The sequence below is a fragment of the Bacillus sp. IS1 genome (assembly GCF_032461585.1).
GTDB lineage: Bacteria > Bacillota > Bacilli > Bacillales > Bacillaceae > Bacillus > Bacillus velezensis.
In genome coordinates this window covers 263,849-282,022 of record NZ_JAWCWR010000002.1, presented here as the reverse complement: position 1 = coordinate 282,022, position 18,174 = coordinate 263,849, and the positions used below count along the sequence as shown (strand labels likewise).

General features: G+C 47.4%; 17 protein-coding genes, 1 pseudogene and 1 other annotated feature. Of the genes and pseudogenes, 10 read left to right on the top strand and 8 right to left on the bottom strand.

What is annotated here, in order from left to right:
• Nucleotide 1: 1 nt before the first annotated feature.
• Together RUW00_RS09455 and RUW00_RS22990 are read left to right on the top strand one after the other, a co-directional pair.
• A pseudogene (locus tag RUW00_RS09455) lies at nt 2–1,456 on the top strand (S8 family serine peptidase); the annotation flags it as partial.
• 76 nt (nt 1,457–1,532) lie between these two features.
• Nucleotides 1,533–1,748, top strand: a complete 216-nt coding sequence (locus RUW00_RS22990) for a hypothetical protein (RefSeq protein WP_396334718.1) — start codon at nt 1,533–1,535, stop codon at nt 1,746–1,748.
• A 57-nt stretch (nt 1,749–1,805) separates the two neighbouring features.
• Here the strand turns inward: RUW00_RS22990 and RUW00_RS09450 are convergent, their stop codons facing one another.
• Nucleotides 1,806–2,666, bottom strand: coding sequence for a glycosyltransferase family 8 protein (locus RUW00_RS09450; RefSeq protein ID WP_007407730.1), 861 nt, complete (start codon nt 2,664–2,666; stop codon nt 1,806–1,808).
• A 178-nt stretch (nt 2,667–2,844) separates the two neighbouring features.
• Between RUW00_RS09450 and RUW00_RS09445 the strand changes: the two genes are divergently transcribed.
• Together RUW00_RS09445 and tyrS are read left to right on the top strand one after the other, a co-directional pair.
• The gene (locus tag RUW00_RS09445; protein ID WP_280144723.1) at nt 2,845–3,342 is read left to right on the top strand and encodes a MarR family winged helix-turn-helix transcriptional regulator; all 498 of its coding nucleotides are present in this window, start codon (nt 2,845–2,847) and stop codon (nt 3,340–3,342) included.
• Nucleotides 3,339–3,550: a binding site (T-box leader), on the top strand. It overlaps the preceding gene by 4 nt.
• 45 nt (nt 3,551–3,595) lie before the next feature.
• Entirely contained in the window at nt 3,596–4,840 is a 1,245-nt protein-coding gene (tyrS, locus tag RUW00_RS09440) for a tyrosine--tRNA ligase (protein ID WP_280144724.1), read from the top strand.
• A gap of 56 nt (nt 4,841–4,896) precedes the next feature.
• Here tyrS and ywaC read toward each other — a convergent pair whose 3' ends face one another.
• Together ywaC and RUW00_RS09430 are read right to left on the bottom strand one after the other, a co-directional pair.
• On the bottom strand, nt 4,897–5,529 hold the full coding sequence (gene ywaC / locus RUW00_RS09435; protein WP_007407732.1) for a GTP pyrophosphokinase YwaC: 633 nt from the start codon (nt 5,527–5,529) through the stop codon (nt 4,897–4,899).
• A 133-nt stretch (nt 5,530–5,662) separates the two neighbouring features.
• Nucleotides 5,663–6,598, bottom strand: coding sequence for a 1,4-dihydroxy-2-naphthoate polyprenyltransferase (locus RUW00_RS09430; RefSeq protein ID WP_007614633.1), 936 nt, complete (start codon nt 6,596–6,598; stop codon nt 5,663–5,665).
• A 443-nt stretch (nt 6,599–7,041) separates the two neighbouring features.
• On the opposite strand from RUW00_RS09430, the gene RUW00_RS09425 reads away from it, so the two are divergent.
• From RUW00_RS09425 to RUW00_RS09400, 6 genes are all read left to right on the top strand, one after another.
• Nucleotides 7,042–7,191: a teichoic acid D-Ala incorporation-associated protein DltX gene (locus RUW00_RS09425; RefSeq protein ID WP_003150882.1), complete on the top strand. Its 150-nt coding sequence runs from the start codon at nt 7,042–7,044 to the stop codon at nt 7,189–7,191.
• A 15-nt stretch (nt 7,192–7,206) separates the two neighbouring features.
• The gene (dltA, locus tag RUW00_RS09420) at nt 7,207–8,718 is read left to right on the top strand and encodes a D-alanine--poly(phosphoribitol) ligase subunit DltA (protein ID WP_280144725.1); all 1,512 of its coding nucleotides are present in this window, start codon (nt 7,207–7,209) and stop codon (nt 8,716–8,718) included.
• A complete protein-coding gene (gene dltB, locus RUW00_RS09415) occupies nt 8,715–9,896 on the top strand; it encodes a D-alanyl-lipoteichoic acid biosynthesis protein DltB (RefSeq protein ID WP_012118762.1) in 1,182 nt (393 codons plus the stop codon). The genes dltA and dltB overlap by 4 nt, the downstream gene beginning before the upstream one ends.
• A gap of 16 nt (nt 9,897–9,912) precedes the next feature.
• Nucleotides 9,913–10,149 (top strand): D-alanine--poly(phosphoribitol) ligase subunit 2, encoded by a 237-nt coding sequence (gene dltC, locus RUW00_RS09410; protein WP_003150875.1) that lies wholly within the window; start codon nt 9,913–9,915, stop codon nt 10,147–10,149.
• The gene (gene dltD / locus RUW00_RS09405; protein ID WP_007407736.1) at nt 10,150–11,328 is read left to right on the top strand and encodes a D-alanyl-lipoteichoic acid biosynthesis protein DltD; all 1,179 of its coding nucleotides are present in this window, start codon (nt 10,150–10,152) and stop codon (nt 11,326–11,328) included.
• A 183-nt stretch (nt 11,329–11,511) separates the two neighbouring features.
• Nucleotides 11,512–12,603 (top strand): branched-chain amino acid aminotransferase, encoded by a 1,092-nt coding sequence (locus RUW00_RS09400; RefSeq protein WP_025650062.1) that lies wholly within the window; start codon nt 11,512–11,514, stop codon nt 12,601–12,603.
• 40 nt (nt 12,604–12,643) lie between these two features.
• Here RUW00_RS09400 and licH read toward each other — a convergent pair whose 3' ends face one another.
• The 5 genes from licH to licR all read right to left on the bottom strand — a co-directional run bounded on the left by licH (nt 12,644) and on the right by licR (nt 18,056).
• The gene (gene licH, locus RUW00_RS09395; protein WP_014419213.1) at nt 12,644–13,972 is read right to left on the bottom strand and encodes a 6-phospho-beta-glucosidase LicH; all 1,329 of its coding nucleotides are present in this window, start codon (nt 13,970–13,972) and stop codon (nt 12,644–12,646) included.
• Entirely contained in the window at nt 13,969–14,301 is a 333-nt protein-coding gene (gene licA / locus RUW00_RS09390; RefSeq protein ID WP_003150867.1) for a PTS lichenan transporter subunit IIA, read from the bottom strand. Before licA ends, licH begins: the two co-directional genes overlap by 4 nt.
• 18 nt (nt 14,302–14,319) lie before the next feature.
• The gene (gene celB / locus RUW00_RS09385; RefSeq protein WP_007407740.1) at nt 14,320–15,678 is read right to left on the bottom strand and encodes a PTS cellobiose transporter subunit IIC; all 1,359 of its coding nucleotides are present in this window, start codon (nt 15,676–15,678) and stop codon (nt 14,320–14,322) included.
• A 15-nt stretch (nt 15,679–15,693) separates the two neighbouring features.
• Complete coding sequence (gene licB / locus RUW00_RS09380; RefSeq protein WP_003150863.1) at nt 15,694–16,002, bottom strand: PTS lichenan transporter subunit IIB; 309 nt, start codon at nt 16,000–16,002, stop codon at nt 15,694–15,696.
• Between the two features lie 98 nt (nt 16,003–16,100).
• Nucleotides 16,101–18,056 (bottom strand): transcriptional regulator LicR, encoded by a 1,956-nt coding sequence (licR, locus tag RUW00_RS09375; RefSeq protein WP_280144726.1) that lies wholly within the window; start codon nt 18,054–18,056, stop codon nt 16,101–16,103.
• Nucleotides 18,057–18,174 lie beyond the last annotated feature (118 nt).

The window sequence follows — 18,174 nt, the reverse complement described above, 5'->3', positions numbered from 1 at the left end:
AATGTATCACATCCTGAAACCGATAATGGCCGCGGCCTTGTGCGTCAGCCTGTTCTCCGCCACGGCGCCCGCGCACGCCGAGACGCACGACCGGGACGTTATCGTGGTGTACAAAAATCAAGACGGCAAGGAATCCGCCATAGACAGCGGAGCGGATGTGGAACAGACCTATCAGCATCTCCCGGCAGTCGCCGTGTCAGCCGATTCACAAACGGTGAAAGACCTGAAACAGGACCCTGACATCTTATATGTAGAAGACAATGTATCCTTTCAGGCAGCAGGCGGTTCTGATATCCGCCCGTTATCAGCGGCCCAAAGCAGCAGTTACGCGCTGCCGCAATGGGATATAGAACCGACTCAGGTCAAGCAGGCGTGGAAAGAAGGCTTGACGGGAAAAAAGGTGAAAGTGGCTGTCATTGACAGCGGCATTTACCCTCATGATGACCTTTCCATTGCCGGAGGCTATTCCGCAGTCAGCTATACTTCCTCATACAAAGATGACAACGGACACGGGACGCATGTCGCCGGAATCATTGCGGCCAAACATGACGGATACGGCATTGACGGCATCGCGCCGGATGTCCGGTTATATGCGGTTAAGGCATTAGACAGAAAGGGTGCAGGCGATCTTAAAAGCCTTCTTAAAGCGATCGACTGGTCGATCGCCAACAAAATGGACATCATCAATATGAGCCTCGGAACTAACGCAGACAGCAAAAATTCTTCACGACGCCGTAGACAAAGCATACAAAAAAGGAATCGTGATCGTAGCCGCCGCAGGAAACGACGGCAACAAAAAACCCGTCAATTATCCGGGTGCCTACAGCAGCGTAACGGCAGTCTCAGCGTCAACTGAAAAAAACGGGCTCGCGGCTTTTTCCACGACCGGAAAACAAATTGAATTTGCCGCACCCGGCACCAATATTACGAGCACGTATCTGAATCAAATGTACGCCGCGGCTGACGGCACATCTCAAGCCGCGCCGCACGTCACCGGCATGTTCGCGCTGCTCAGGCAGAAATATCCCGAGGAAACAAATACCCAGCTCCGGCAGCAGATGCAGCAAAACATCAAAGATCTGGGCGCTCCCGGACGTGACAGCCGATTCGGGTACGGCCTGGTGCAATATCACGTAAAGCAAAAGAGCTTTGCCGAACGGGCCGTAATAAAAGCGGAAAAGACGAAAAAACAGGCAGATATCAATCAAGCAAAAACGGCAGTCAGCAAGCTGCCCAAGTCAAAGGGAAAAACCGCTCTCGAGGCGCGGATCAATAAAGTTCAGACGGCAAGAAATGTGACGGACGCAAGAGACAAAGTCCGGACTGCCGAAAAACAAAAGAAAAAAACCGCCGTCAATGCCGCACAAAGCGCCATCCGCAAATTACCGGCCGGTTCAGAGAAAAAAGGGCTGCAAAAACGGCTGAACGCTGTCAACTCAAGCCTTTTGAAAACAGCTGAGGCCAGCGTCAAGCAGGCGGAAAAAAAGACCTCTGAGGCCAGCACCGCAAAAGCCCAAAAAGCCGTCAGCGAAATCCAGCCGGGAAAAGAAAAAACCGCTCTGGAAAAACGGCTTGACCGGATAAAAGATAAACTCAACCGGCAGCAGGCTAGAGACAAAGTAAAAGCGGCTGAAAAAACCAAGACGAAAAAAGCAAAATCAGCGGCGCAAACGGCAGTCAGCCGGTTGAAGCCGTCTGCCGAAAAGACCGGCCTGCAAAAACGCGTGCGTGCGATTCGGGTGAAATAATAAAAAAAACGCTTGAGAGCCGGATAGCGGCTTCACAAGCGTTTTCATCACACCTGCCTATTGGTTCATGGCCGGGCGGTCAATCGTGTTCCATTTCGTAAAGGACATATATCGGAAATAATGATCACGATACGGGTGCGAGGTGCCTGTATTCCAAGGCTTGTCGCTGCCGCAGAAATGGACGATGGCCGGTTCGGCACGTGTTTCTCTGTAACGGATACGGTCGATCAGTTCAGGAGGCGTTTTCTCATTCATGATAATATGCGTCTGCGCGTTCCAGCGCGGATGCAGTTCATGCCATTGATCATATAAGATCGCGTTAAGCGCGTCCTGATCATGAAACACGAGAAAATCCTCCGAGCTGTTTTCGTTGATAAAATCAATCACCTTTTCGGAAATATTTTGTTTTCTCCAAGGTTCGAAATCTATAATCATAATGCCGGAATTAAAATACTTGGCAGTGTCGCTGATATTCATTTTTTTCAGTCTTTCATGCTGTCCGGCGTCTTCTACCGCCGCAACTATTGCCGGGGAAATATCCAAGTCCCATAAAACCGAAATATCTTCCATCACAATTGCATCGCAATCAATGTAAATCATCCGCTTTACGGACTCATCCTTAATTAAATCAGGGATGGAAATGCGGTAATAAGCCGCTTTTGTAATGTGGCTGCTTTCGACTGCATGCTTGTATTGATCAGCGTCTACTTCTAAAAATTCAAGCGGCGTCCCGAATGACATCGCGGTCTGTTCAAGCTTGTCCTTGTTTTCGGCAGTAATTCCGCCGTCGATCACATATAATTTCGCATCCCTTGTTTTATCCATATTCATCAATAAAGAAGCGAACATCCCACCCAAATGACGAGCATAATGATCATCGGCACATGATACGATATGCATTGTTTCATTCTTTCCCACTGATATTCATCTCCCTTTTTGTTGTACAAATGTCTTTCCCTTTTTTTAAAAAGTAAACCTCGATCTTACACATTTTTTCTGCGGGAATGTGCTGTTTGCGATTTGATATCTTTTGCATTCTCTGTTAAAATTCATTTCATAGCTAATGATTCTGACAATAATAAGGAGCATGACGCCATTGACGAATCGCAACGATGCCGGATCAGACAATAAGAAGCCGAACAGGCCTTTTTCCGATCTATCCGGCCGAAACAAAGAGGCGGCCTATATTGCCGCTGCACTCTATCGGTCCGCCCAGCAGCTCCGTGTAAAAATGGAGAAAGAGGTGCTGTCGGCACACAAATTATCATGGACGGCGTTTTCCATCCTGTATGACCTTTGTGAATGGGAAACGCTTGATACAAGAAGGATAGCCGCTCTATCCGGAATTACCGCGGCGACGGCGAGCAATGTCCTGAACACTTTGGAGAAGAAGGGCTTATGCAGCAGACAAACGAACAAAAGAGACCGCAGGCTTGTATTCGTCAGTATTACCGATGAGGGCAGAAAGGTTATTGAAGACCTTTACCCCGACTTTCATCAGGGGGAAATTGAACTGACGGCCTGTCTGGATAAACAGGAACAAAAAATGCTGTCCGCCCTGCTGCAAAAAATCGCTGACAATTTCATAACATAGCAGCTATGACGGGAATCAGTAACGGATTGTCTCCCTGTTTCAGAGAGCCGGCGGATGGTGCAAGCCGGCACAAAGACAAACGTGAATTACCTCCCTGAGCTTTCTTTGTGAACTTCAGTAGCAAAGAACGGGAAACCGTTATTCGAATGAGCGGAAGACGTCGTCTTCAATCAGGGTGGTACCGCGTGCATACAGCCACGTCCCTTTTGGGATGCGGCTTTTTTGTTTGGCTAAAAAAAGGAGGATGTAAAAGATGGAATCAATCACTTTAACGAATGATCAGGAAAAAGAAGTGCAAAGGCAGCTGGATTTGTACATGACCGGCGCCGCGGACGTCATACCGCCTGAAGAATTGAGAAATAAAATCGCCAAATCAGTGGCATCCGGCAAGCCGCTGAACATTAAACTCGGCCTTGATCCGTCCGCACCCGACGTCCACTTGGGCCATACCGTCGTGTTAAACAAACTGCGCCAATTTCAAGAAAACGGCCATATCATACAGCTTGTTATCGGGGACTTTACCGGAAAAATCGGTGATCCGACGGGGAAGTCGCAAGCCAGAAAACAGCTGACTGATGAAGAAGTCCAGCACAATGCCAAAACCTATTTTGAACAGTTTGGCAAGGTGCTGGATCAAGACAAAGTTGAACTTCACTGCAACTCAAAATGGCTGAAGACATTGAATCTGGAAGATGTGATTGAATTAGCGGGGAAAATTACTGTCGCCCGTCTGATGGAGCGCGACGACTTTGAGGAGCGCATCGCCATGCAAAAACCGATCTCACTTCACGAATTCTTTTACCCGCTGATGCAGGGTTACGATTCTGTCGTTCTCGAAAGCGATATCGAACTCGGCGGTACGGACCAGCATTTTAACGTGCTGATGGGCCGCCATTTCCAAGAACGCTACAAAAAAGAAAAGCAGGTCGTCATCCTCATGCCGCTTTTGGAGGGTCTTGACGGCGTTGAAAAAATGTCTAAATCAAAAAACAACTACATCGGTATTGACGAGCATCCGAACGACATGTACGGCAAAACGATGTCATTGCCGGACAGCCTGATGAAAACATATATTCATTTAGCGACAGACTTAGAGCCTGCGGAGAAAAAACAGATGGAGAAGGATTTGGAATCAGGAAAGCTTCATCCGAGAGATGCCAAAATGATCTTAGCGGGTACAATCGTCAGAATGTACCACGGCAGGAAAGCGGCGGATGCGGCAGAACAGCATTTCAAACGTGTCTTCCAGCAAAACAGCCTGCCTGAAGATATGAAAACCGTCATATGGGACGGAGAAAAGACCGTGCCCCTTATTGAGCTGCTCGTCACGATTGGACTCTTTTCTTCAAAAAGCGAAGCACGCCGTATGATTCAAAACGGCGGAGTGAAAGTGAACGAGGAGAAAACGGATGCCCTTCATACCGTCATTACCGCAGAAGACGGCATGACGATTCAGGTGGGCAAGCGAAAATTTGTACAGCTGCGCGTAAACGGATAAATAAACAGCCGGACTGCACATAAAAGCGGTCCGGCTGTTTGTGATGCGTCAATCGTTTAATCGACTTCTTTCTTAATCCCAAGCATCTTTTCGTCTAAATAATGGGCGATGTCCGCCGCTTCCTTCAGCTCGTCGGTCAGATGCTTTGGGACTTCGTTATTTAATTTGTAATAAATTTTATGTTCAAGACTCGCCCAAAAATCCATGGCGATGGTGCGGATTTGAATTTCCGCCTTCACATATTCCACACGATTCGTCAAATAAACGGGAATTTCAATAATCAAATGCAGGCTGCGGTAGCCGTTCGGCTTCGGATGTTTGATATAATCCTTCACCTTTACGATCTTCAGGTCCTTATGCTGCTTCAAAACCTCAGCGACATTATAAATATCGGAAATAAAGGAACAGATAATCCTGACACCCGCAATATCATGAATATGCTCTTTCATTTCCTGCGTCGTCACATCGCAGCCTTTGCGCATCAGTTTATTGACGATACTCTCGAAACTTTTTACGCGTGATTTTGTATGCTCGATCGGGTTATGCCCGTGAATCAAATTATATTCCTGGCTGATGATCGAAAACTTCGTATCCAGCTCATCTAAAGCGAATTTATAAACTAATAATTCATTTTTCCAATCTTCCATGACCGTTTTCAAATCATCCATATGGGCTGTTGACAAGTCCATTTTTTTCATCTCCTTGCTTTGCTGTCCGTATATAAGACGGGTCAGTCCTCAGTCAGGTTCTTTACAAAATCATGAAGATTATTTCATAAAAAAAAAAGCAAATGCCGGTTATGGCATTTGCCTTTTCATTTGATCAGCGGAAATAACTGATCAGGAGTCCGATTGAAAGCAGGAATCCGAAAAATGTATTGGTTTGCGCCGTTGATTTCATCGCAATAATCATGTTCATCGGCATTTCGTTTTTCACAAAGCCTTTCACGGCCTGAACGGGTTTCGGCACGCTCAGGAAGACCAGGAACAGCCACGGGCTTGTGTAACCCATGATGACAAGACCGACGATCCAGATGTAAGCGATGGCAAAAGATGCGGCCAGTATCATGACGGCTCCTCTATGCCCCATCAAAATGGCCAGCGTTTTACGTCCGCCCTTTTTATCTTCCTCAATATCACGGATATTGTTGGACAGGTTAATCGCTCCGACCAAGATGGCAATCGGGATGGAAATCAAAATGCTCTGTTCATTAATTCTGCCTGTCTGAATGAAGAAAGAAATAAGGACAAATACAGAGCCCATGCAAATGCCGGAGAACAGTTCCCCGAACGGTGTATACGCAATCGGCAGCGGGCCGCCCGTATACAGATAGCCGATCAGCATGCCGGCAAGGCCGATAACCGCAAGCCACCAGCTGCTGCTCATGCAGATATAAACACCGAGCACGAGGGCAATCGCATAAGAGCCGAGCGCCAGCTGCAGAATTGTTTTCGGCTTCATGCCGTGGCGGACGATCGCTCCGCCGATACCGACGGAATCCTCCGTATCTAAACCGCGTTTAAAATCGTAATATTCATTGAATAAGTTCGTGGCGATCTGAATCCAAAGGCAGGAAAACAGCATGGCCAAAAACAGCAGGAAATCAACCTTTACGTAAAACATCGCCAATACGGTGCCGAGAAGTACGGGCACAAACGATGCCGTCAATGTATGAGGGCGGGTTAGCTGCCACAAAATGCGGCCCATGCTTTCTTTCTCGGGCGTCTTTTGGCTGCCCCCCATATTGTTTTGATTCATTTTCCTCTTCCTTTCTATTAAAAGGCTTTCACAGTCAGCCGATAACAGTAGTGTTGAATTGGGGTTTTCACGTTTTCTGCTACCTTATCTATCATAATAATTTCTTCCTCATTTCACAAGATGCGGCGCTTTATCGGCTATCCTGCCGGAAACGGCTTTTCGCCCTTCTCCATTGGGGTTCGGCACAAGCCTGCGTAAGAAAAAGCCGCCAAAATTTTTTTACCTCGTTTATATTTACGATAAGTTAAAAATCCCGCCTGAACAGCGCCTTTTTAGTATGATCATTTGCCAATTTATACATGCGTGTTTTCCATCCTTTTGTTTCTCATTCATTTTTAAGGAAATTTTAAGCTTAGGATATTAGACATATTTTGAAACTTTTTGTTAATCTAATCGTCATATACTGGTGTAATTATTGAATACGCGGGGAAGGAATTTTGAATATGATGCAAAAATTAAAACGTGCTTATGAAAATACATTGATCAAATGGACGTTTCATACGGGCTTTTATTTTCTGATATTAGTATTGCTCTTTTGGATGTATGGATTTCATACAGCGAATACCGGCACTTATATTTACAACGATTTCTAATCGGGGAGGATAACTATGAAACTACTTGATGCTATAAAAACATACGCAGACGCCAAGCCGCAGGCTGAAGCGTTTCGTTCCTTAGATCATTCCCTCACTTACGGGGAATTATGGGATTTGTCGGAGCGGGTTGCGTCCGGCATTCAAAAACATACAGCTGACGGTTCGAAAGCGCCTGTCCTGGTTTACGGACATATGGAGCCGAGTATGATCGTTTCTTTCTTAGGAAGCGTCAAAGCGGGCCGCCCTTACATCCCTGTCGATGTTTCCATTCCGGCGGAGCGGATCGTCAAAATCATTGAAAGCTCAGGCGCAGAGCTGCTTATCACCGTATCGGGCGATGCAGTCGATACGGGAAGCAATCTGATTAAAACCGTTACGCCCGAAGAGCTTGCAGCTGACGGAGATGCAGACCTCAGCCGTGAGAACTGGGTAAAAGAGCTGGACACATTTTACATTATTTACACGTCCGGCAGCACGGGAAATCCGAAGGGCGTGCAGATATCGGCTGATAACCTGCAAAGCTTCACTGACTGGATCTGCAGGGATTTTCCTGTGGGCGATGGTAAGACATTCTTAAACCAAGCGCCGTTTTCTTTTGATTTATCTGTCATGGACATTTTCCCTTCGCTTCAAACGGGAGGTACGCTGCATTGCGTAACGAAAGACAAAATCAATAAACCGAAAGTACTATTTGAAGAGCTGGAGAAATCCAAACTGAATGTCTGGACATCGACGCCGTCTTTCGTCCAAATGTGTCTGATGGACCCCGGCTTTACGCAGGAGCTCCTGCCTGAGGCAGAAGTATTTATGTTTTGCGGAGAAGCGCTTCCGGCTGCCGTGGCACAGGAGCTGTTAAACCGTTTTCCGAAGGCCCGCGTATTCAATACATACGGCCCGACTGAAACAACGGTTGCCGTCACCTCCGTTGAAATTACGCAGCAGATCATCGATGAAAATGAATCTCTGCCCGTCGGTTTTGCAAAACCCGATATGAATATCTTCATCATGGATGAAAACGGGAATAAGCTTCCGGACGGAGAAAAAGGGGAAATCATCATCGCGGGCCCGAGCGTGAGCAAAGGCTATCTCGGAGAGCCTTGTCTGACGGAAAAAGCGTTTTTCCCGATCGACGGCCAGTGGGCATATCACACGGGTGATGCCGGTTATGTTCAGGATGGTCAGATTTTCTGCCAAGGACGCCTTGATTTCCAGATTAAGCTTCACGGCTACCGCATGGAGCTGGAGGAAATCGAAGTACATGTAAGGCAGTCTCAATATGTGCGCACGGCGGTTGTCATCCCGTATCAGCCTAACGGACCTGTCGAATATTTAATTGCCGCCATCGTACCTGAAAAACATGATTTTGAAAAAGAATTCCAGCTGACAAGCGCCATTAAGAAAGAACTGGCCGCTTCGCTTCCGGCCTACATGATTCCGAGAAAATTCATTTATCAGGATCACATTCAAATGACTGCGAACGGAAAAATCGACCGTAAACGCATTGGCGAAGAGGTTCTTGTATGACGCCTTACAGCTCGTTTTTCTTCTTTATCTTACTTGGAATCCTTCTTTTGCCGACGATTATTTTAGGGCTGAACGGCAAGAGATTCCAAGGATACAACATGTTTATATCCATCATCGTATTGGCTTTGATTTTCGCGCATGATCTGCACGGCGTGATCGCACTATGTATCTTTACGCTGTGGCAGGTGCTTTTAATCAGGGGTTATCTCGCTTACAGACTGAAAGCCAACAGCGGCTTTGTCTTCAGTATGGCCGTGATCGCGTCCATTTTACCCCTGTTTTTATCTAAATTATGGCCGTTTTTCTTTCCGCCGGCGCCTCATCACCCGGTTCATAACCTGATCAGTTTCTTAGGAATTTCTTATTTGACATTTAAAGGCGTCCAGCTGATCATGGAAACGAGAGACGGGCTGATTAAAGAAAAAATGCCGCTTCACCGCCTTTTGTACTTTATTATGTTTTTCCCGACCATTTCTTCCGGTCCGATCGACAGATACCGCAGATTTGCCAAGGACGAACAGAAAGTATGGACAAAGGGAGAATACGCTGATTTACTGTATACCGGCATTCATAAAATTTTTATCGGTTTCTTATACAAATTCATTATCGGATATGCGATTAACACGTATTTCATTATGAATCTGTCCCATATCACCCACAGCAAACTGTGGGGTAATGTGCTGTACATGTACGGATACAGCTTGTACCTGTTTTTTGATTTTGCGGGTTACACGATGTTTGCCGTCGGTGTAAGCTATATCATGGGCATCAAATCTCCGGAAAACTTTAATAAGCCGTTTATCAGCAAAAACATTAAAGACTTCTGGAACCGCTGGCACATGTCCTTATCCTTCTGGTTCAGAGACTACGTATTTATGCGCTTTGTTTTCTGGATGACAAAGAAAAAATGGATAAAGAACCGGATGGCCGTCTCGAACATCGGGTATTTCCTGCTGTTCATGCTGATGGGCGTCTGGCACGGACTCGCCCTGCAATATATTGTATACGGCCTGTACCACGCCGTATTAATGACCGGGTATAACTTTTTTGAGAAATGGAATAAGAAATACAAGTGGCTGCCCGCCAATCGTTTTACGGCCTTTTTAGCCATCGTCATCACATTCCATTTCGTATGTTTCGGATTTTATATTTTCTCAGGAAAACCATTTCATCACTAAAGGAGATTGAAAACACATGGAATTTAAACAGGAAGTATTAGACGTATTAGCTGAAGTTTGTCAGGAGGACGCTGTGAAAGAAAATCCTGATATTGAAATCTTTGAAGAAGGACTGCTTGATTCTTTCGGAACTGTAGAGCTGCTTGTCGCCATCGAAAACCGCTTCGGCATTACAGTGCCGATCACTGAATTTGACCGTGACGAGTGGAATACGCCAAACAACATTGTAAACAAACTGACTGAGTTGAAGTAAATGAAAAAGCGTTTCTTTGGACCAATTATTTTAGCGTTCGTCCTGTTTGTCGGAGCTATCGCAGTTCCGGCTTCATGGCTTACGCGCTTCATTCCTGAAAAACGTGTCGAAGAGTCGGCGGCAGCCTTAAATCCGAATATGTTCCAGGGGCTCTATCTGCAAAATAAAATGTTCGAAGACTCGAAGTATCTGCCGATTTTCGGTTCTTCCGAGCTTTCAAGACTGGATGAGTTTCATCCGTCCAACTATTTCCAAGTGAACAACCAAGGCTTTACGCCTTATCTTGTCGGAAAAGGCGGGGACCAATCCTTGATACACGCCGTGAACTTTGCGGCGCATTATCAGCAGCTGAAAGGCAAAAAGCTGGTATTCATTGTTTCTCCGCAATGGTTTATCAAAAAAGGTTCTGATGAACAGCACTTTGCGCCGAATTTTTCATCACTTCAGGCATTGGATTTAGCATTTAATAACCAGATTGATCCCGCGGTCAAAAAGAACATGATGAAGCGTATGCTCCGTTTTAAAGTCGTTCAGCATGATGCCGTCCTTTCTGAATTGTACAAGGGAATGGTCAACGGACAATCATGGAAAGTGAAAGCGGTCATGCCGGCTGCCAAAGCTTATTATTCTCTGCTTGAGAAAAAAGATCTTTATTATTCAATGGGAGAAACCAAGGGCCCTGAACGGACGATCTCTGAAAACCTGAAAGGGAAATCGTGGTCAGAGTTAAAAACAGCCGCCGCTCAATTAGGAGAACGGAGCTCCAAGTCCAATCCTTTCTATATCGATGACGCTTCTTATAAAAAGATTAAGAAGAAAGTAAAGAGAGTGAAAGGAATCAACAAAGGAAGAACATACGCCAAATCAGTCGAATATCACGACTTTGAGGATATGCTGGACATTCTGAAAGATGCCGGCGCTGAACCGATGTTCGTGGTTATTCCGGTCAACGGAAAATGGTATGACTACACCGGCTTCCCGAAAAAAGGCCGGACTGATTACTACAAAAAAGTCACTAAGCAAATTAAAGCGAAGGGCTTTCAGGTTGCCGACTTATCCGGGCACGAATATGATCCGTACTTTATGAAAGACACCATCCATATCGCCTGGAAAGGCTGGGTGTACGTCGATAAAGCAATGGAGCAGTTTTACAAAACCGGCAAGGTGACGGTTCACTGAGCACGGTGATGACAGAATACGTAAAAACGAACACGCAGGGGGCATTCTCTCCCCTGCTTTTTATGTGATTTGATTTTTTCACAAATTTGAGGAAAACTATTGCGAATATTTGTTGAAGGTATACAATAGAATATAAATTATTTTCAAATAAGTTTGACAATAACACCAATAGGGAGACAGAACATTATGAAACAAGACATTCGTGTTGAATTGACTTCAGCCAAAAAACCGAAACCGGACCCCCATGACCTTGCGTTCGGCAGAATTTTCACCGACCATATGTTTGTTATGGATTACGACGCCGATCAAGGCTGGTATGATCCGAGAATTATCCCTTATCAGTCCATCTCAATGGATCCTGCGGCCATGGTTTATCATTACGGCCAAACCGTTTTTGAAGGGCTTAAAGCGTATGTAACGAAGGATCAGGAAGTGCTTCTGTTCAGACCGGAGAAAAATATGGAGCGCCTGAACCAGTCAAATGACCGCCTTTGCATCCCGCTCATTGATGAAGAGCTTGTTCTTGAAGGCCTGAAACAGCTCGTAGCCATCGACAAAGACTGGATTCCGAAAGCGGAAGGCACTTCCCTTTATATCCGTCCGTTTATTATTGCGACTGAGCCTTTCCTCGGTGTAGCGGCATCCCATACGTACAAGCTGTTTATCATTCTTTCCCCGGTCGGCTCTTATTACAAAGAAGGCATTAAACCGGTGAAAATCGCCGTGGAAAACGAATTCGTGCGCGCCGTCAAAGGCGGCACCGGAAACGCGAAAACCGCCGGCAACTACGCATCAAGTCTGAAAGCGCAGCAGGTTGCGGAAGAGAAGGGATTTTCCCAGGTTTTATGGCTTGACGGCATTGAGAAAAAATACATCGAAGAAGTCGGCAGCATGAACATCTTCTTCAAAATCAGCGGCGAGATCGTGACGCCGGAGCTGAACGGAAGCATTCTTGAAGGAATTACGAGAAATTCTGTCATCACCCTGCTCAAACATTGGGGACTGACTGTGTCTGAGCGGAAGATTTCGATCGATGAAATCATCCAGGCGCATCGTGACGGCCGATTGGAAGAAACATTCGGAACCGGTACGGCGGCGGTCATTTCTCCGGTCGGCGAACTGATCTGGAATGATGAAAGTCTTGTCATCGGCAGCGGTGAAACCGGAGAGATCTCGAAGAAATTGTATGATACCATTACAGGCATTCAAAAAGGCGCGGAAGCCGACGTGTTCGGCTGGACGACGGAAGTCGCCTCACTAAGCGAATCAAAATAAGCAAAAAACCCGGAAGCGAATCCGGGTTTTTTTACTGCTCTTATGCTTCAATCGACTTAAAGAAATGAGGCAGATGTTCTTTGTGGGCCTCAAGCATTTCATCCAGAATGGCCTTTGCCACGGAGTCTGACGGGACGAGAGGGTTGATCGTCATCGCAAGTAGCGCCGTTTGATAATCTCCCGTGACGGCTGCTTCAGCGGCGACACGCTCAAATGATTTGATTTGCTGGACGAGTCCGCGGACAGACACCGGCAGATCACCGACGGCGATCGGTTTCGGACCGTCTTTCGTCATGACACAGTTCACTTCGACCGCTGAGTCATTCGGAATGCTGGCGATCGCGCCGTTGTTTATCGTATTGACGGGCTGGATATCATGTTTGTCATTATAGATGGAGCTGATCAGGTTGCAGGCCGCGTCACTGTAGTACGCTCCGCCCCGTTTTTCAAGCTGCGGCGGTTTGATGGCGAGATTCGGATCTTTGTACAGTTCGAACAGTTCTTTCTCAACCTTCTGCACGACCTCGGCGCGTGTGCCCTCCGTCTGTGACGCTTCTATTTCATGCTCGAGCATTTCTTTCGTTTTGAAATAATAGCGGTGGTAGCCGCAAGGAATCAGATCGAGCGCCTTCAGGAATTCAGGCTCCCATTCCGCTCCTGAAATATTTTTCATCGTCATGGCGTTTTTCGGGTCTCCCATGGCTTCAATGACTTGATCTTTCACGCTGACGCCGTCTAAGAAAACATCTAATCCGAAGACCATGTGATTCAGCCCGGCAAATTGCACTTCGATCCGGCTGACATCCACATCCAATGCTTTTGCGACGCCCATTTTAATGCCGATCGGCACATTGCAGAGGCCGACGACTTTTGTGAGATTCGAGTAGCGGAGCAAGGCCTCGGTAACCATGCCGGCAGGGTTTGTGAAATTCACGAGCCATGCATTCGGACAAAGCTCTTCGATGTCTTTCGCGATTTCCAGAATAACCGGGATGGTGCGCAGCCCTTTGAATAAACCGCCCGGACCGTTTGTCTCCTGGCCGATTACGCCGTATTTTAACGGAATCCGTTCATCTTTGGCGCGGGCCTCAAGAAGGCCGACGCGGAATTGAGTCGTTACGAAATCCGCATCCTTCAAGGCTTCTCTCCGGTCAAGCGTCAGGTGAATCTCTATCGGAACACCCGCTTTTTCGACCATGCGTTTTGCAAGCGTGCCGACGATATTGAGTTTTTTCTCGCCTTCAGGAATGTCGACGAGCCATAATTCTCTGACAGGCAGTTCCTCATAGCGCTTAATGATGCCTTCCACAAGCTCCGGTGTATAGCTTGAACCTCCGCCGATCGTTACAATTTTAATTCCTTTTGTCATATTTTTGCTCCCCCTTGCAGACTCACTTTTTCATAAATCTCGACTAACTCTGCGGCCAAGTCTTTCACGGTCATGGCATTCATTAAATGATCTTGCGCATGCACCATCAAAAGCGTCATGTCTGTTTTTTCTCCGCCGGCTTCATTTTGGATCAGTTCTGTCTGATAATGATGAGCTTCGGTCAGTTCCCTTGCGGCTTCCTGAAGCTTTTCCTCCGCCATGGCTCTGTCCCCCCGCTTTGCGGCGGCAATGGCTTCCATTGATGCGCTTCTGCCGTTGCCGCCATGCAGGATGATCTGAAAAATGGTCTGTTCCATTTTTTCATTCATGTGTTTCACTCCCTTTCTCTACAGCACGGCTTTTTCGTCTCCCTGTACGGCTGGCGCCTGCGATTGTTCAAGTTCGTTTTCTTCTTTCAGCTTTTGCGAATCCCACATTCTGAAGAACGGATAGTACACGATAAAGGCTGTGATGATATTAATCGCCTGCATGACAGCCCCTGATATTTTTCCGCCCGTGGCAAGATAGCCGGAGAAAATCGGCGGCATCGTCCATGGGACGGCAATGCCGGCAGGTTTGGCGACGAGGCCGGTGCTCATACCGATATAGGTAAGGACCAGTGTGACAAGCGGTGTGATAATGAACGGAATGAGAAGCATCGGGTTCATGACGATCGGCATTCCGAAAATAATCGGCTCATTAATATTAAAGACGGCCGGCCCGATGGCGAGTTTCCCAAGCTGCTTCATCTGCTTGCTTCGCGAACGGAGAAACATGGTGACCACGAGCGCCAGTGTCGCGCCGCTTCCGCCGATGTTGATCCAGATTTCAAAGAACTGCTGGGTGAAAATATTCGGAAGCGCATCGCCCGCCTGAAACGCAATCCGGTTGGCATCCATCGCTCCGAACCAGATCGGCGCCATGACGCCGCCGACTATGTTCGCCCCGTGTAATCCGCACGCCCACAAGAGCATTTGAACCGCTTCGGCTATCAGGCTTCCGCCGAGACTTCCCCCAAGAATCGAGAGCGGCGTCCCCAGTACAACGCTTACAATGTTATGAAGGCTTTCAAACGGCGTCGCTTCGACAATTAAACGCGCACCCCAGATCAGAAAGATGACGGCAAAGCCGGGAATTAAGGCGACAAACGATTTGCTGACCGCCGGAGGCACGCCGTCCGGCATTTTGAAGACGAAATTCCGCTGGATGATCAAGCGGTAAATTTCCGTCGACAGCATGGCGATGATCATCGCGACAAACAGCCCTTTGCTTCCCATGAGAGACAGCGGGATGCCGCCGCCCACCATGATTTCCTCTTTGGCGCCGGAAGGCAGAAACGGAACTTTGTACGGCGTTGCCAAGAGAAACGCCGCCAAAGATATCGCACCGGCCGATAATGCGTCCACCCCGTATTTTTCGGCCAGGCGGTAGGCGATTCCGAAAGCGGCGACAAGACCCATGATTTCAAAGGTCGCATCAACCGGATATTGCAGTTTTTGAGACCAAGCGCTTCCGAACGTCTTTGCCATGAAATCCGCATATCCCGGAATCGGCAGGTTGCCGATGATCAGAAAAAACGAACCGATGATGATAAGCGGCATGGTGAGGATGATCCCGTCACGCAATGCTTGCAGATGCCGCTGGGAGGCAATTTTTCCGGCAATGGGCATGACTTTCTCTTCTAAAAACTGGTTCACCTTATTCACACGGCCCGCCCCTTTCTACGATGCGTTTCCGAGCTGTTCTGCTGATTTCAGAACCTCCGCTCCGTTGCAAGTGCCGTAATGGACGGTATTGATAACTTCAACCGGCACTCCTTTTGATTCACCTAATTTTTTCAGCTGCGGAAGCAAATAACGGACTTGAGGCCCAAGCAGCAATACGTCCGCTTTATCAATATGCTGGTTGACTGAATCGCCTGACACCGCCCAGATTTTATATTCTTTTCCTTGTTCCTGCGCGCTTTTTTCCATCTTGGTGACGAGTAAGCTTGTTGACATCCCTGCTGCACAAACGAGTAATATATTCATGTAAAAGACCTCCTGAAAGTTTGATATTTTGTATGTCTCGATGTTAGTACCATCATATTATGAAATCGCTTTCATAACTACTCAGGCTTTTTCCGCTGCTAACGGAAAAAAGGTATATCCCGGTCTTTCTCTGATCGTTTGTCTCTGAATACTCGTAAAACCTCCTGATAGGTTGTGCATTTTAAGAGACGGCTTACCGCGGCCGGATCATCTAACATGCCGCCGAGCCATTTGTACATATGCTGGAGGTCGGCTTTGCTTTCTTTCTCGACGCAGAGCAGGCAGACAAATTGGACACGCTTATCCGCCCAGTCAATCGGTTTCTTCAGCGTGCATACCGCCCAAAACGTCGTGTCTGTCTGCGGAACGAGCGGGTGCGGAATCGCCGTAAGATTGCCGAAACTCGTAGGAGAAATCGCTTCCCTTTCAAAAATAGAATCGGTCAGAGAATCAGAAGCGAGGCCGGCTTCTGCAACCTGCTGTCCGAGAAAACGGATGACGTCCTCCTTCGTCTCCAGATCCTGCTGCAAAAATACCAGCTCCGGTTTCAGAAAGTTCAATTGTTCCCGCTTTTCTTCCAGCATGGCGTCGATTTTTGTAAAATCCCCGCCGCCCAACAGCGTATGAACCTTCAATACGGGAACGGGCAGGTCTTTTTTGATCGGCACTGTGCTGACCACAAAATCAATCGACTCAAAGGAAAGCTGGTCAAGGCTGCAGTAATCAGCCGTTCCGACGATTTCAAGACGCTTTGCGAACCGGGAACGGAGCTTTTCTCTTAAAAGCTGCGCGCTGCCGGCGCCGGACGCACAAACAATCAAGCAGCGTTTAGGCGGCCGTTCCGTCTTTCTCCTTTCAATGGCGGCTCCGAAATGAAGCGCCAAATATCCGATCTCATTTTCATGAATATCAATGCCGGTTTGCTCCTTGATCACGATTCCCGCAATCACTCCCGCTTCAAATGCGAGCGGATAATTTTCCTTTATGGCGGAGAGCATCGGGTTTCTCAGGTTCATTCCGTACCGGTTTCGGTTAATCGCCGGCTTGATGTGGAGCGCAAGACCCGCTTTCAGCTCATTGTCGTCCGTGATTCCGAGCTTCAGCTCCCGCTCAATGGCTTCGATCATGGCCTCCGTCAAACGGCTGGTTTCCCCGTCTATCAGCCTTGTAAGCTCTTTTCCTTCCAATTGTGAATGGGTCATGCGCTTTGTCCCGAGCAGGTGAATGGCGATATAGGCGGTTTCCTGTTCGGGAAAGGTGACCGAAAGCGCAGATTCAAGCTCTTTTACGATGGCTTCCGCTGACTGATATTCTGTTTCAAGCTTAATATCATGAAGATCTTCCGGGATGAGAGATACATAGTTTTCTGTCCGGATTCGTTTGCAGGCAATGGCGATATGGATGATGAGATTGTTCAGGCCGAAGAAAGAAAGCGGGATCTTGTGGTTTCGAACCTGCTTCATAATGGCTGTGCGGATCACGTGAATGTCGTCTTTCGGCAGAATACCGGCCTTTTCACTCAGGAGATCCGGCTCAGGCTCGCGGTCGTCCACTAAGTATTCCGCCATACAATAACGGAGGCGGAGCTCTTCGCCGCGCAGCTTAAAGCCGTAGTTCGGCCTTGTTTCCAAAATGATGTCATAGGGGCGGAGCCGTTTTTTGACTTCTTTTAAATCAGATTGAAGTGTGGATTTACTGATGAACAGTTCTTCCGCCAAGTCATCCAGCTTGAGGTAGCCGTCGGCCAGAAGCATTCTTTTCATAAGGTAATCTAACCGTTCACCGGGAAAAATCGGCACGGTGCTGTTCTGCTGGAAATTGTCCTGAAGCCAGTTTTTAAACGGCTGCTCATTCCGGATCAGCAGCTTATAGCCGCTCCCTCTGACAGATTGAATGGATGCGCCGTGTTTTTCTACAATGGTTTGCAGTTCCTTTATGTCATTGCGGACCGTCCGCGTCGTTACCTTTACATTTGCAGCGATGACTGAGCTTGTAACCGGTGTTTCAGCAGCTAAAAGCAAGCGCAGAAGTTCACGAAGCCGCCCATGAAGCATGAGAAAAACCTCCTATCAGATCAGATGCAGACGTGAAAAATAGGCAAAAAGAATGAGGAAGGGGTAAATGTATGTAAATTCTATAATGGGGAGGATTTCAAGTCAATGCGGCAATCCG

What these genes read in the sequence shown, in the direction of transcription:
- tyrS (WP_280144724.1), top strand. Translation starts at nt 3,596, where the DNA reads ATGGAATCAATCACTTTAACGAATGATCAGGAAAAAGAAGTGCAAAGG.
- ywaC (WP_007407732.1), bottom strand. Translation starts at nt 5,529, where the DNA reads ATGGACTTGTCAACAGCCCATATGGATGATTTGAAAACGGTCATGGAA.
- RUW00_RS09430 (WP_007614633.1), bottom strand. Translation starts at nt 6,598, where the DNA reads ATGAATCAAAACAATATGGGGGGCAGCCAAAAGACGCCCGAGAAAGAA.
- RUW00_RS09425 (WP_003150882.1), top strand. Translation starts at nt 7,042, where the DNA reads ATGATGCAAAAATTAAAACGTGCTTATGAAAATACATTGATCAAATGG.
- dltA (WP_280144725.1), top strand. Translation starts at nt 7,207, where the DNA reads ATGAAACTACTTGATGCTATAAAAACATACGCAGACGCCAAGCCGCAG.
- dltB (WP_012118762.1), top strand. Translation starts at nt 8,715, where the DNA reads ATGACGCCTTACAGCTCGTTTTTCTTCTTTATCTTACTTGGAATCCTT.
- dltC (WP_003150875.1), top strand. Translation starts at nt 9,913, where the DNA reads ATGGAATTTAAACAGGAAGTATTAGACGTATTAGCTGAAGTTTGTCAG.
- dltD (WP_007407736.1), top strand. Translation starts at nt 10,150, where the DNA reads ATGAAAAAGCGTTTCTTTGGACCAATTATTTTAGCGTTCGTCCTGTTT.
- licH (WP_014419213.1), bottom strand. Translation starts at nt 13,972, where the DNA reads ATGACAAAAGGAATTAAAATTGTAACGATCGGCGGAGGTTCAAGCTAT.
- licA (WP_003150867.1), bottom strand. Translation starts at nt 14,301, where the DNA reads ATGAATGAAAAAATGGAACAGACCATTTTTCAGATCATCCTGCATGGC.
- licB (WP_003150863.1), bottom strand. Translation starts at nt 16,002, where the DNA reads ATGAATATATTACTCGTTTGTGCAGCAGGGATGTCAACAAGCTTACTC.
- licR (WP_280144726.1), bottom strand. Translation starts at nt 18,056, where the DNA reads ATGCTTCATGGGCGGCTTCGTGAACTTCTGCGCTTGCTTTTAGCTGCT.